The sequence below is a fragment of the Streptomyces lunalinharesii genome (assembly GCF_039532155.1).
GTDB classification, from domain to species: domain Bacteria; phylum Actinomycetota; class Actinomycetes; order Streptomycetales; family Streptomycetaceae; genus Streptomyces; species Streptomyces lunalinharesii.
Genome location: NZ_BAAARK010000026.1, coordinates 89,547 through 102,957, shown reverse-complemented (window position 1 = coordinate 102,957; position 13,411 = coordinate 89,547). Strand labels below are relative to the sequence as shown.

Here is a 13,411-nt window from a genome sequence, read left to right as displayed (position 1 = left end):
CTGCACGGCTTCCGTCGCCTGCGCATCCGATGGGAGCGACGGGACGACATCCATGAAGCCTTCCTCGGGCTCGCTACATGCCTCATCACCTACAGACACGTCCGACGCCTTTGTTAGGACCTCTTAGCCGGTCCTGTCCCCCGTCCACGCACGGTGATCCGCGGCATCACGAACGAGCACGAGATTGCCACCCGGCTCTCGGACCTGACCTCGCGAGATTACGCACACCCAACTCGCCACCGCAGAGGCTGTGGATAACTCCAACTCCGCCCCTGGTAACGGCTTGTTCGTGCTTCGAAGAGCCCCGGCTCAAGCCCCCACGAACGGCACGCCGCCCGGCGTCCGTCTCTGCAGATCGCCTCCAGAGCAAAACCCAGACCAGAACCGCCGAACCACCGGCGCCAACGGCACAGGCTCACCCCTCAGCGCAGACGAGTCACCCGAAAGTCACGACGCGTCCGCACCCGGAGGATCGGCAAGGCCGTGCCGATAGGCATAATGAATCGCCTGCGCTCGGTCTCGCAGTCCGGCCTTGGCGAAGAGGTTGTTGATGTGGGTCTTCACAGTCGCAGTGGAGACATGCAACGTCCGGGCGATTTCGGGATTGGTCAGCCCTCCCGCAACGAGACGTAGGACGTCGACCTCCCTCGCCGTGAGCCCGTCCGGCGGCTCGTCGGGTGGTGAAGGACGGCTCGGGGCGGGTTCGGCGATGCGTTCCAGCAGCCGGCGCTGGATCTTCGGCGACAACCCGGCCTCGCCCGAGAGCACATCATCGATGGCGCGGACGATCTCGTCGCCATCCGCGTCCTTGGTGAGGTACCCGCGAGCGCCAGCCTGCAGGGCAGGGAAGAGCGAGTCGTCGTCGGCGTACGTGGTGAGCACGACAACCTGGGTTCCCGGGTGGTCCGTGCGGATGCGGCGGGTGGCTTCAACACCGTCGCAGCGCGGCATCCGCAGGTCCATGAGGACGACATCGGGGCCAAGTTCAGCGACCATGCGGACGGCCTCGTCACCATCGGCGGCCGAACCGACAACCTCAATGCCCGGCAACAATCCCAGCAGCATCACGATGCCTTCGCGAACCACCGTCTGGTCATCGGCCACGACCACGCGCGCCGTAGTACGCGCCGTCACGCCGGCACCCACAACCGCACCACAAAACCCTCCTCATCAGGGCCGGACTCTAGTGTTCCGCCCAGGAGTTCGGCCCGCTCCCGCATCCCGAGGAGACCGTACCCGGAACCGCTCTGCCCGAGCTCACCCGGTTTGCCGCGACCACCCCAGTCACGCACCACCAGTCCCACGTTGTCGTCGGCGTACTCCAGCCGGACTCGTACCTGGGCACCCGGTGCGTGCTTGCGCACGTTCGTCAGCGCCTCCTGCGCGACCCGGCGAACCGTGAGCCCCGCCTCCGCGGTCAGTGTGCGCTGCTCACCCACGACGTCCAGCTGTGCGCCTTCAGCGGCCGCCAGACGGCGCAGGAAGTCCTCGACCGGGGACATCTCTCCACGCAGTGCAGAAAGGGCCTCACGCGTGCCGTCAAGCCCTTCTCGCGCCATTCCACGGCAGGCGACCACTCGCTCCAGGATCTGATCGCGGTCTGCCTCCAGGTCGGCGCTGCGCTGGATCAACTGCCGAGCCGCCTCCAGGTGCACCAACTGGGCGCTGAGGCTGTGCGCGAGGATGTCGTGGATCTCGCGAGCGATCCGGCCCCGCTCGGCGAGCGCTGCAGATTCGGCCTCGGCCTTACGGGCCACGCGTTCCTGCGCCAGCAGCCTCTGGGCGTTGCCCCGCGCCTCGGCGTCGAGGCGGACGACATAGCCGGCCAGGGCAAGACCCACGGCAGTCACCGTAGTGGTCAGCCAGTTGCCGTCGTTCACCGCGGCGAACGCACCGAGTGCGACGGCGGAGCACGGCACCGCGGCCCTGAGGGGCAGTCGTTCCATCGCCGTCAGGGCACAGGCACACCAGAGCACGATCGCCGGCAGGCGGGCGCCGACCAGGAAGAAGCCGAACGCGGCGACCTCCAGAACGACGAACAACCCGATGGAGGGCCAGAGCCGCCGCTGCAACGTCATGCGGAAGAAGCCCCGGAAGGCCACCACGGCGATGCCCAATGCGGCGCCCGCCGCGGCCAGCCCCCAACCGTCGAAGGTGCCCCTCCCGAAGGTGGCCCAGAACATGCCGGCGATCGCCAGGACGCGGATGCCACGGCCGATCCACAGACGAGTCTCGCTCAGGCCCTCACGGGTGAGTGACTCCCGCAGCGGCCATCTCGTCCAGGCATTCGGCGGCACGTCGGGTCCTTTCGGTGCGTGGCGCAGGGGCTCAGCCCGCAACAGGGACACGGTACGTCTGCTGCGCTCCCTGGGCCCGCCACGCAGTCACCCCGGCACGGGTGAGCAGCATTGCCGCTACGGACAGCAGCGTCGTCTGGCTGCTTTGGTGAACGCCCATGGCAGCCGCTATGCCCATGAGCCCCAGACGCAGGGCCATGCCGCCCAGCCACACTCCTGCCGCCGCCCAGGTTCCCTTGGTCCAGACCGCACCGTCGTCGTCCGTCCAGATGCGCGTCGTCCACGCCCATGCCGCACCGCTGGCCAGGCCGATCAGGAGAGTCACGACCAGTAGCACCACGGAGGCGGCGCGGTGCGCCGGGTCCACGAGACCGGGTTGCCGCAGTGCCATGAAGATCAGGATGACCGGCATGAGCCACCATTTCCGGCCTTCGGAAGTGATGCGCTGCGCCGTGAACTGCCGGGCGAAGACGATCGCGACAACTGCGATGAGCACAGCGATATTGAGCAAGCCACTCATGGCCTGAGCCTCCGTGGAACGGGGATTTTCGACATTCCCGACGCTACGGAGAGGCCCCGGTCTCGCGGATCGGCGCCAGGGTGGGGCGCGGGTGGAAATGCCGACGGGCGGCTCTCCACCCGCGGGTGGAGAGCCGCCCGTGTCGCACGGCAGCCGGCTCAGGTGTCGATGCGCGAAAGGTCCAGAGTCGCAGCGGAGTTGGTGATGAACTCCTTGCGCGGGGCGACTTCGTTGCCCATCAGGAGGTCGAACGCCTTCTCCGCGGCTTCGAGATCGCTGATGTTGATGCGTCGCAAGGTGCGGTGGCGCGGGTCCATGGTCGTTTCGGCGAGCTGGTCGGCGTCCATCTCACCGAGACCCTTGTAGCGCTGGACGCTGTCCTTGTAGCGGACGTTCTTGCGCTGGAGCTCCAGGAGCGTCTGCCGCAGCTCGTTGTCCGAGTACGTGTAGATGTACTTTTCCTGGCCCTTCTTGGGGTTGATCAACTCGACCCGGTGCAGCGGCGGGACGGCGGAGAAGACCCGGCCCTGCTCGACCATCGGCCGCATGTAGCGCTGGAACAGCGTCAGCAGCAGACAGCGGATGTGGGCGCCGTCGACGTCGGCGTCGGCGAGGAAGATGACCTTGCCGTAGCGAGCGGCGTCGATATCGAAGGTACGGCCGGATCCAGCCCCTATGACCTGGATGATGGCGCCGCATTCGGTGTTCTTCAGCATGTCCGAAACCGACGACTTCTGGACGTTGAGGATCTTGCCGCGAATCGGCAGCAGCGCCTGGAACTCAGAATTCCGGGCCAGCTTGGCGGTGCCGAGTGCCGAGTCCCCCTCGACGATGAACAGTTCGCTGCGGTCGACGTCGTCACTGCGGCAGTCTGCCAGCTTGGCCGGCAGCGACGAGGACTCCAGCGCCGTCTTCCGACGCTGGGCCTCCTTGTGCTGGCGGGCGGCGATGCGCGTACGGGCCGCGGCGACGATCTTGTCCAGGACGGAACGCGCCTGCTGCTTGGCGTCCCGCTTGGTGGAGGTCAGGAACGCCTTGAGTTCCTTGCTGACCACCTGGGCGACGATCCGGGACGCGGCGGAGGTGCCCAGCACCTCCTTGGTCTGGCCCTCGAACTGGGGCTCCGCGAGCCGCACCGTCACGACGGCGGTGAGGCCCTCCATGGCGTCGTCCTTGACGACGTCGTCCTCGGCGACGCGCAGCAGCTTGCTGGAGCGCAGCACCTCGTTGACGGTCTTGGCCACCGCACGCTCGAAGCCTGCGACGTGGGTGCCGCCCTTGGGGGTGGCGATGATGTTCACGAACGACTTGAGTGTCGAGTCGTAACCGGTGCCCCAACGGAGGGCGATGTCGACGCCCAGTTCCCGAGTGACTTCGGTGGGCGTCATGTGGCCACGCTCGTCCAGGACGGGCACGGTCTCCTTGAAGGTGCCCTGACCGGTGAGCCGCAGGACGTCACAGGCGGCCTTGTCCTGCGCGAGGTACTCGCAGAACTCGCTGATGCCGCCGTCGTAGCGGAACGTCTCCTCGGTCTTCCCTGCGCCGTCGATGCCGCGCTCGTCCCGGACCACGATGGTCAGGCCCGGCACCAGGAAGGCAGTCTGGCGCGCACGGGCGTGCAGCGTCTCCAGGGAGAGCTTGGCGTCCTTGAGGAAGATCTGCCGGTCCGCCCAGTAGCGGACGCGGGTGCCGGTCTTGGTCTTGGGGATGCGCTTGCCCTTGTGGAGCCCATTCGCCGGCTCGAAGGAAGCGTCGGGGCCGGCCTTGGCGAAAGCACCCGGGACGCCGCGGCGGAAGCTGATCGGGTGCGTCTTGCTGTTGCGGTCGACCTCGACGTCCAGCCGCGCGGAGAGCGCGTTGACGACGGAGGCGCCGACGCCGTGCAGACCGCCGGAGGCGGCGTACGAGCCACCGCCGAACTTCCCGCCGGCGTGCAGCTTGGTCATCACGACCTCGACGCCGCTGAGCCCGGTCTTGGGTTCGACGTCGACGGGGATGCCACGGCCGTTGTCCTGGACCTCCACGGACCCGTCGTCGTGGAGGATCACCTCGATGTGGTCGCAGTAGCTGCCGAGCGCCTCGTCGACGGAATTGTCGATGATCTCCCACAGGCAGTGCATCAGTCCGCGACTGTCCGTCGACCCGATGTACATGCCGGGACGCTTCCGGACGGCTTCCAGGCCCTCAAGGACGAGCAGGTGCCGCGCGGTGTAGTTGGAACCGTCCCGGTCTGCCCCGGTCAGCACTGCGGTGGACGGCACGGACATCTCGGCGGTCACGCGGTTCGCTCCTCGCTGAATTTCTGGCAGTCCGCATTCCGCGGACTCGGTTGTGGCGGTGTCGCCGGTGAGAGGGTACCGAGGCCTAGTAGAGCCGATGTGACGCCACCCGTGAGCGTGACCATGGTAGTAGAATTTCGCTCGTACGTTCGATCGCTCGATGGGGTGACGTCCGAGTGACGTGCACATCACGTTCCCTTCGAGGCATGAACCATTTAGGCTCCGGGCACGTCCTCATCAACAACCGGCAAGCCAGCCGGGGGGACAGACTTCAGCAACCAACGTGAATCAGACCACCACGCAATACGGCTCATTCGCCGCCACCCGGCAGCACCCGGCTCCCTCGAAAGAAATTTTTCGGGGAAAAGGCACGAGCGGGAACGTTTTCGGCCTGGTTGGATGTTGACCCTGGTACGACAGCTCGTCGAGCTAGAGAAGAGGCGACGTGACTACTGTTCTGACACCCGCGAGCCCGCTGACGGCCGCTGACCGGTGCGACCGCTGCGGCGCCCAGGCATACCTGCGCGTCGTCCTGATGTCCGGCGGAGAGCTGCTCTTCTGCGCCCACCACGGCCGCAAGTTCGAGCCAGAACTCAAGAAGATCGCCGCGGAAATACAGGACGAGACGGAGCGGCTCACCACCACCACTCCGCAGTCTGCGTCCGAAGAGGAACGCTGACACTTCGCATCCACGACGAGCGAGTAGCGGCCCAGTGCCGTGCGGCGGGCGGTCTTTCCGGCACCACCGGGGAGGCCGCCCGTACTCGTACCTTCTTGCAGCGCCTGCGGCTTCCGCCAGCCGTTCAGCCGGCGCCGTGCGTCAAAACCGCCGGGAGGAGCGCGGAGGCCCGCGTGTACACCCCCGGGCTGCCCGCACGCCCGCAGCCGGTCCCCCATGACACCAGCCCCACCAATTGCCCCCGCACCACCAGCGGGCCCCCGCTGTCCCCCTGGCAGGCGTCCCGCCCGCCCTTCGGCTCTCCCGCGCAGAGCATGGAAGCCGCGTTGTACGTCCCGTCGGCGCTGCCCGGGTAGGCCCGCGCGCACACCGTGTCACGCAGGACGTTCACCCGTGCCGACCGCAGCCGGGACGCGTAGCTGCCGTCCCCCGTCATGTCGCCCCACCCGTAGACGGTGGCGGTGTTGCCCGCCTCGTAGACGCCGTCGTTCGGGCCGGCTATCTGGATCGGCTGATTCGGGACGCGCTCCTGGAGGGTTATGACCGCCATGTCGTCCTCATTGGTCCAGCTGTTGTAGTGCGGATGCACCCACACCTTGGCGATCTTGACCTCCTGCCCCTCCTTGGCGGTGAGGTTGTTGCGCCCGACGACGACGCGCAGGTCCTTCACCTCTTGCCACGGCAGCCCCAGGACCTCCCGCCCCAGACAGTGCGCGGCCGTGACCACCGTCGCGTGCCCGACCAGGACACCGCCGCAGAACTGCCCGGAGCGCTGCTCCCCGAACCGTTGGTGAGAAGCCAGGGCGACCGCCCAGGGGCTCTGTGAGGGGCGAACAGGCTTCCCTCCGACCACAGACTCGTCCGCGGCCGCCGAGGCCGGCACAGCGAGGATCAGCGCAACGGCCCCGAGGGCGGCGCGTATGGTCGGGCGCATACGGACTCCTGACTCTGGGACAGCGGTCACCCACCCAGAGTGACCCAAACGGGCGCGCCCCGCACCCGGACGGCCGCGAGCCCGGCCTCCCACAGGGTGGAGGGCCGGGCTCGCAGCGCGGTCGGAGCCGTTACGGCTAGTCGAGGTAGTCCCGCAGCACCTGGGAGCGCGACGGGTGGCGCAGCTTCGACATGGTCTTGGACTCGATCTGGCGGATCCGCTCACGGGTGACGCCGTAGACCTTGCCGATCTCGTCAAGCGTCTTGGGCTGGCCGTCCGTGAGGCCGAAGCGCATGGACACCACGCCGGCCTCGCGCTCGGAGAGGGTGTCCAGCACCGAGTGCAGCTGCTCCTGCAGGAGCGTGAAGCTGACCGCGTCGGCCGGCACGACGGCCTCGGAGTCCTCGATGAGGTCACCGAACTCACTGTCGCCGTCCTCGCCCAGCGGGGTGTGCAGGGAGATCGGCTCGCGACCGTACTTCTGGACCTCGATGACCTTCTCGGGGGTCATGTCGAGTTCCTTGGCCAGCTCCTCCGGGGTGGGCTCGCGACCCAGGTCCTGGAGCATCTGGCGCTGAACACGGGCCAGCTTGTTGATGACCTCGACCATGTGGACGGGGATGCGGATCGTCCGTGCCTGGTCGGCCATGGCGCGGGTGATGGCCTGGCGGATCCACCACGTCGCGTAGGTCGAGAACTTGTAGCCCTTGGTGTAGTCGAACTTCTCGACCGCGCGGATCAGACCGAGGTTGCCCTCCTGGATCAGGTCCAGGAAGAGCATGCCGCGACCGGTGTACCGCTTGGCCAGGGAGACGACCAGCCGGAGGTTGGCCTCCAGCAGGTGGTTCTTCGCCCGGCGGCCGTCCTCGGCGATGATCTCCAGTTCGCGCTTGAGCTTCGGCGCGAGCTTGTCGCTGTTGGCGAGCTTGTCCTCCGCGAACAGGCCGGCCTCGATGCGCTTGGCGAGCTCGACCTCCTGCTCGGCGTTGAGGAGCGGGACCTTGCCGATCTGCTTGAGGTAGTCCTTGACCGGGTCGGCGGTGGCGCCGGCCGCGGCGACCTGCTGGGCGGGGGCGTCGTCCTCGTCCTCGTCCGACAGCACGAAGCCGGCGTTCTCGGCGGTCTCGGCCTCGGCGGGCTCGCCCTTGCCGGGAGCCGGGGTCTCCTCGGTGAGTTCGTCCTCGAGCAGGTCGTCGTCGTCCTTCTTGGAGGACGACTTCTTGGCCGTAGTCTTCTTGGCCGTGGTCTTCTTCGCGACCGCCTTCTTGGCGGTCGTCTTCTTCGCCGCGACCTTCTTGGCGGGCGCGGACTCGGACTCACCGGCGGCCGGGTCCGCCATGGGGGCGGCGGCAGTGGTGGTCTTCTTCACCGTGGCGGTCTTGGCCGCGACGGTCTTGGTGGCGGTGCGCTTCGCCGGACTCTTCGCTGCGACGCTCTTGCGGGTGCGCTTGGGCGCCTCTGCGGCACTGACCATCAGCGTCACACCCTCCTCGTCGAGGATTTGGTTGAGGCTGCGCAGAACGTTCTTCCACTGGGTTGGCGGAATCTGGTCAGCCTCGAAGGCCCGACGCACGTCATCGCCGGCGATCTGCCCATCTGCCTTTCCCCGCTCGATGAGCGCCATCACAGACTCGGACTCGGCGATCTCCGGCGGGAGCGTACGGGATGTGCTGGCCGACACGAACAACCTCTCGGAACGATGGAAACGGCTTCCGACCCCGTCCACTGTGGATCGGAGCCGACGACCGCCGGTGGGGATGGACCGACGGCGCAGGGGCAACCGGGGAGTTGAACAGCGCCACAAACGCCGCTCGTATTCCCTCCTCGGCTATCACCTCTTACGTCATCGCGCTCCCCCGGAGAGCGTTACGCCCAATCTGCGTGGCCCGAGTCACACCCCATAACGACCCCTTCCCCGTCATATGACATGCAATCCTCTCAAAACCTTCCGCCGGATCCGGTAGAGGTCCCGGATCCGGCGATCTTGCGCTCCTTCGGTACGTACGGCGCGCCCTCGACGGCGGCATGCGGAGCACGAGTGCGCGCGGTGCTTACGGTCCGCACGTGGTCGGGTACGCGCCTTCAGTGCTCGCGCGGCGCGGGGACGACGTGGTCCACGGGGGTGCCCGCGCCCTGTCCGCCGTTCTCTCCGTGGGCGGCGAGGAGCTGGCGCATCGCGGACTCGGCGGCGGTGGCGTCGCCGGAACCGATGGCGTCGACGACCCGCATGTGCTGACCCACGGACGTCTCGACCGGCCGCTCGCAGCCGCCACTGGCTCCGCCGGAGACGTGCAGGGCGGAGGCGACGATGCCCGCGAGGTGCTCGAGCATGCGGTTGCCGGCGAGCTGGAGGAGCAGGTTGTGGAACTCGGCGTCCGCGCGGGCGAACGTCATGGTGTCCCCCTGGGCCGCGGAGTGGCCCATGATCTCGACCATGTCGGCGAGCCGCTGTTGGATGTCCTCCCGGGCGTGGCCGGCGGCGAGCCGGGCGGCGAGCGGTTCGATCGTCCAGCGCAGCTCGCACAGCTCGCGTCGCTGGTCGTCGCGCTGCGGCCCGTAGGCACGCCACTCGATGATGTCGGGGTCGAGGAGGTTCCAGTCGCTGACCGGACGCACTCGGGTGCCGACGTTCGGGCGCGCGCTCACCAGGCCCTTGGCCTCGAGGACGCGCAGTGACTCGCGGACGACGGTGCGGGAGACCTCGAAGCGCTGGCCGATCTCCTCGGGGACGAGCGGGCGGTCGGCGCCGAGATCACCGGAGACGATCATCTGGCCGAGCTGCTGGACGAGTTGGCCGTGCAGGCCGCGGCCGCGGCTGCCCGCCGCGCGCCGGCCGACCCGGCCGATGTCTGTCTCGGGGCCGTCCCAGACCGGGGAGACGCGCTCCGCGCGCTCCTGGCCGGTCGCGTTGGCGGCGTTGGCGTAGGGGTAGCGGTCAAGCTCGCCGGGGCCTGCGAGGCCGGTGTCGCCGGGGCGAGCCGCGGTCATCATGGTGTGCGCAAGGGTACTCACGCATCTTTTGTCGGCGGCACGCTGAACGGCCTTGAGGTCTTTGGTGAAAAGCACACGAAAGGGTGATCGCCCGTTATCTCGCAATTGACGCTTTATCGGAAAGAAATGCGCTTTCGGGGGCGAGTTGTGGGCAGCGGGCGCAACAACGGGGCCCGAATGCGGGCGTTTTGACCACTCGGGACCGCCGGCCCGTTAGCACGGTGAGCACATAAGCGCAGACCAGGGCAAGGACAGCAACCACCTTACGGATGCGGCCGGTTGGGGGCTTCGGTGGCGTCGCGATCGGTGCGCATTGATCGCTTCCGAAAGCCAGGTGGTGCGTATCGGGGGGGGCGTGAGGAGTGGTGGCGTGGCGCGGGCCATCGTCGTCGTGGTGCGCCCTCGTGCCCGGCGGTCAGTTGGGACGGGTGGAAGGGGAGTTGCCGGGTGCCGTCTGGCGGGCCTGGTGATGACAGTGGGGCGGGAATGTGGCGGTGTCAGTGAAGTCGCCTTGGGATTCGCCGTCGCCGTGGTCGTCGGTTCTGACATCACGGTGTCGGTGGGCGTGCGGTGGTCGCCAGTGCCGCTGGGGTGTCGAGGTCACCGAGGACGGTGAGTTCGGAGGCGGCTCGTTGACGGCGGGAGCATCGGAGCGCGGGAGCCGGAAGGCGGTGCGCAGCGGGGGTCCGTGCCTGGCCGGCCGCTCGAGGGCACCAGCAGCCCGGCCGGGTGGTGGCGGGAGGGCGTGGTTGCCGTGGGGCGGCACCGGGTCCGTGCGGGGCGCGGGTGGTGGGTCAGACCTCGGGGCGCAGCATCGGCGGGTTGAGCAGGGTTGCGCCGCCGGCGCGGAAGAGCTGGGCGGGGCGGCCCCCCTGGCGGGTGGTGGTGCCGCCGGTGGGAACCAGGAAGCCGGGGGTGCCGGTCACCTTGCGGTGGAAGTTGCGCGGGTCGAGGGCGACGCCCCAGACCGCTTCGTAGACGCGGCGCAGCTCGCCAACAGTGAACTCCTGCGGGCAGAAAGCCGTCGCGAGCGAGGAGTATTCGATCTTCGATCGGGCGCGTTCCACCCCGTCGGTGAGGATGCGGGCGTGGTCGAAGGCGAGCGGGGTGGCCAGGTCGCCTTCACGGGTGTGGGTGTTGTTCTCCTGGTCCAGGAGGGTTTCGACGGGGGCCCAGCGGGCGCTGTGGGCGTCTCCGCCGGCCCGGGGTGCGGGCAGGTCGGGGGCGAGGGCCAGGTGCGCGACGCTGACCACGCGCATGCGGGGGTCGCGCTTCGGGTCGCCGTAGGTGGCGAGCTGTTCGAGGTGCGCCCCGTACGCGGGCGGCGGGCTGCCCTCGGGCGGGTAGGCGTGCAGGCCGGTCTCCTCGACGAGTTCCCGCGCGGCCGCCTCCGCCAGGTCCTCGTCGGCCCGGACGAACCCGCCGGGCAGGGCCCAGCGGCCCTGGAACGGCGGCTCACCGCGGCGTACCGCCAGCGCGCACAGGGCGTGGCGGCGCACGGTGAGCACGACCAGGTCGACGGTGACGGCGAAGGGCGGGAAGGCCGACGGGTCGTAGGGAGGCATGCCGTGATCATAGTCGTCCGCCTGACGATAAACAGGTCATGCGGCCGTCAGGCCCTCAGTTGCAGACCGTCCGCGGCTTCCTCGACCATCCCCATCCCGAGGCGGCTGATCCGCACGGCGAAGGGGTGCTCGGCGATGGTCAGTCCGGTCAGTTGCACCGCGCCGAGAGGGGCGTTGCCGAGCGGGCGGACGGCGACCGTGCGGGCCGGGACGTCGGGGCGCAGTCCGGCGAGGGCGATGAGTATCTGCACCGCGCCGGCCGCCGCGAGGGCTGCGGGGCGGCAGGCCGCCGGGTGCGGGACGGGGACGCTTCCGGCGGTGCGCTGCTCCCCGGCGAACATCTCCGGGAGGCGGTAGCCGAAATGCTCGGCGGCGTCGAGGAGTCCCTTGGCCAGGGCTCCGGCGGCGGCTTCGTGGCCGGCGGCGGCCAGGCCGATGGCGGCGACGGCGGTTTCGTGGACGCGGACCGCGCCGCCGCGGTGGCCGAAGGGGTTGTAGCCCTTCTCCTTCGCGCCGAGGCCGCGCAGGCCCCAGCCGGAGTCCAGGGCGGGGCCGCGGAGCAGTCGGGACAGTTGGTCGGTCTGGGGTCCGTCCAGGAGGCCGGGGGCGAAGGCGCCGCCGCCGAGCAGGCCGGTGTCGAGGAGGTGGGCGGCGGTGGCTCCGAGGTGCGGGACGGGGCGGCCGTCGCCGGTGAGTAGGGCGGCGGGGTGGCCTCCGCTGCGGTCGTCCACCCAGAAGTCGGTGCGGAAGCGGGCGCGCAGCTCCGCCGCCCAGTCGCGGAGCTCGGGGGCGCCGGGGGAGCCGCAGGCGTCCAGGAGGTCGGCGCCGAGGACGGCAGCGCGGTGGGCGTGGGCCTGGGTTTCGCAGCGGTAGGGGCCGTCGGGTGCGGGGTCGGGGAGGTAGCCGCCGCGGTCGGCGCCGCGGGGGTCGGTGGCGGTGCGCAGCCATTGGAGGCAGCGTTCGGCGGCGGGGAGCAGCCGTTCGGTCTCCTCGTCGGGCAGGCCCCAGCGGCGGGCCTCCGCCAGGACGGCCGGGAAGAGGAGCGTGGCTTCGATGCCGGTGCACCCGGCCGGGGCATGTGGTCCGGCGTCCCGGAGCGGGCCGGGGATTCGGCCGAAATCCGCCCCCGGTGTGGCCTGTTGGGTGCGGGCGAGGGTGCGCAGGGTGCTGGCGGCGAGTCGCGTGCCGAGCGGGAGGAGCATTCGGGCGGTCCAGAGTGCCTCGGCGGGGGCGAGGCCGCAGCGCCAGGGGAAGCCGCCGGCGACGAAGACGTCGGTGGGCAGGGCCGGGTCGCGCATGAGCAGTCCGTGCAGGTCGTCGAGGCTGCCTGCCATGAGGGCGTCGGCCCGGGGGTCGTCGCATTCGAGGCGGCCGGCGGACCAGGAGCGTGGGGGCCGTTCGTGGCGGCTGCGGGGACCGGTGTGCCCGGTGCGCGGGCCGGGGACCAAGGCGGCGCCGTTCCGCCTGAGCGGTGCCGGCGGGCCGGTCGGGCCGCTTTCCAGGCGGGGGTGGAGTTCGATGGTGCGGCGGCCGCCGGGGGGCAGGTCGAGTTCCCAGCGGAGTAAGCCCGCAGCGGCGAGGGCGTCCTGGGGCGCGGGGGTGGCGGTCACCACCGCATGGGCGCCGCGCCCGGACCAGCGGAGGCCGGATCCGTGGACGGCGGCGCGGAGTTCGGCGCCGGGGAGGCCGACGGCGACGGCTCCGAGGTCGGCCAGATCGGTGCCCAGGTGGATTTCGACGGGGAGTCGGACGGGCCGGGTGGCGTTGCTGTGGAAGGTGATCCGCTCGGTGCCGTCGGCGGACCGCAGTCGCTCCATGCTGATCTCCGGGTCCGGCCCGCGCTCGCCCGATCTGCGGATCACGCCGGTGAAGTGGGCGCGGTCCGCAGCGACCAACCGCCCCTGGACGACGAGGGGTTCCTCGCCCGCGACGCGTACTTCGCAGCGGGCGAGGATCCGCCGGCCGTCGCGGTAGCAGCCGTCCAGGCCCTGGCCGGTCAGCTGGCCCGTGGGGGACGACACGGCGAGCGACGGCAGGGCCATGCAGACGAGCACCGCATGGACGGGTTGGGGTTGGGGCAGTCGGGTCGGCGGGGTGTGCCGTTCCGTGGTGGTTCGGTGGGCCTGGGTGAGGGGGACGATCCCTG

The 13,411-nt window shown here is 69.8% G+C and carries 10 protein-coding genes and 1 pseudogene; 2 read left to right on the top strand and 9 right to left on the bottom strand.

All coding sequences use genetic code 11. The features are described from left to right. Positions 1 to 117, top strand: a pseudogene (locus tag ABD385_RS30355) (IS5/IS1182 family transposase); the annotation flags it as partial. Between the two features lie 330 nt (positions 118 to 447). Here the strand turns inward: ABD385_RS30355 and ABD385_RS30350 are convergent. The 4 genes from ABD385_RS30350 to ABD385_RS30335 form a co-directional block, all read right to left on the bottom strand. Further along, positions 448 to 1,134: a response regulator transcription factor gene (locus tag ABD385_RS30350; protein ID WP_344582073.1), complete on the bottom strand. Its 687-nt coding sequence runs from the start codon at positions 1,132 to 1,134 to the stop codon at positions 448 to 450. Next, positions 1,131 to 2,297 (bottom strand): sensor histidine kinase, encoded by a 1,167-nt coding sequence (locus tag ABD385_RS30345; RefSeq protein ID WP_344582071.1) that lies wholly within the window; start codon positions 2,295 to 2,297, stop codon positions 1,131 to 1,133. Before ABD385_RS30345 ends, ABD385_RS30350 begins: the two co-directional genes overlap by 4 nt. A gap of 31 nt (positions 2,298 to 2,328) precedes the next feature. Further along, complete coding sequence (locus ABD385_RS30340; RefSeq protein WP_344582070.1) at positions 2,329 to 2,817, bottom strand: DUF1453 domain-containing protein; 489 nt, start codon at positions 2,815 to 2,817, stop codon at positions 2,329 to 2,331. A gap of 158 nt (positions 2,818 to 2,975) precedes the next feature. Continuing rightward, positions 2,976 to 5,096 carry a DNA gyrase/topoisomerase IV subunit B gene (locus tag ABD385_RS30335; protein WP_344582068.1) on the bottom strand — a complete coding sequence of 707 codons (2,121 nt, stop codon included), beginning with the start codon at positions 5,094 to 5,096 and terminating at the stop codon, positions 2,976 to 2,978. A gap of 445 nt (positions 5,097 to 5,541) precedes the next feature. Here ABD385_RS30335 and ABD385_RS30330 point away from each other — a divergent pair, with 445 nt between their 5' ends. After that, a complete protein-coding gene (locus ABD385_RS30330; protein ID WP_344582066.1) occupies positions 5,542 to 5,775 on the top strand; it encodes a DUF7455 domain-containing protein in 234 nt (77 codons plus the stop codon). 124 nt (positions 5,776 to 5,899) lie between these two features. Here the strand turns inward: ABD385_RS30330 and ABD385_RS30325 are convergent, their stop codons facing one another. The 5 genes from ABD385_RS30325 to ABD385_RS30305 form a co-directional block, all read right to left on the bottom strand. Then, entirely contained in the window at positions 5,900 to 6,709 is an 810-nt protein-coding gene (locus ABD385_RS30325; protein WP_344582064.1) for a serine protease, read from the bottom strand. A 136-nt stretch (positions 6,710 to 6,845) separates the two neighbouring features. Beyond that, positions 6,846 to 8,396 (bottom strand): RNA polymerase sigma factor, encoded by a 1,551-nt coding sequence (locus ABD385_RS30320; protein ID WP_344582063.1) that lies wholly within the window; start codon positions 8,394 to 8,396, stop codon positions 6,846 to 6,848. Positions 8,397 to 8,791: 395 nt separating this feature from the next. Next, the gene (locus ABD385_RS30315) at positions 8,792 to 9,775 is read right to left on the bottom strand and encodes a FadR/GntR family transcriptional regulator (RefSeq protein WP_344582062.1); all 984 of its coding nucleotides are present in this window, start codon (positions 9,773 to 9,775) and stop codon (positions 8,792 to 8,794) included. Positions 9,776 to 10,494: 719 nt separating this feature from the next. Further along, positions 10,495 to 11,265 carry an NUDIX hydrolase gene (locus ABD385_RS30310; RefSeq protein WP_344582060.1) on the bottom strand — a complete coding sequence of 257 codons (771 nt, stop codon included), beginning with the start codon at positions 11,263 to 11,265 and terminating at the stop codon, positions 10,495 to 10,497. Positions 11,266 to 11,312: 47 nt separating this feature from the next. Next, positions 11,313 to 13,307, bottom strand: coding sequence for a glycogen debranching N-terminal domain-containing protein (locus ABD385_RS30305; protein WP_344582081.1), 1,995 nt, complete (start codon positions 13,305 to 13,307; stop codon positions 11,313 to 11,315). Positions 13,308 to 13,411: the final 104 nt, after the last annotated feature.

Coding starts and splice junctions, on each gene's coding strand:
- ABD385_RS30340 (WP_344582070.1), bottom strand. CDS start 2,817: ATGAGTGGCTTGCTCAATATCGCTGTGCTCATCGCAGTTGTCGCGATC.
- ABD385_RS30325 (WP_344582064.1), bottom strand. CDS start 6,709: ATGCGCCCGACCATACGCGCCGCCCTCGGGGCCGTTGCGCTGATCCTC.
- ABD385_RS30310 (WP_344582060.1), bottom strand. CDS start 11,265: ATGCCTCCCTACGACCCGTCGGCCTTCCCGCCCTTCGCCGTCACCGTC.
- ABD385_RS30305 (WP_344582081.1), bottom strand. CDS start 13,307: ATGGCCCTGCCGTCGCTCGCCGTGTCGTCCCCCACGGGCCAGCTGACC.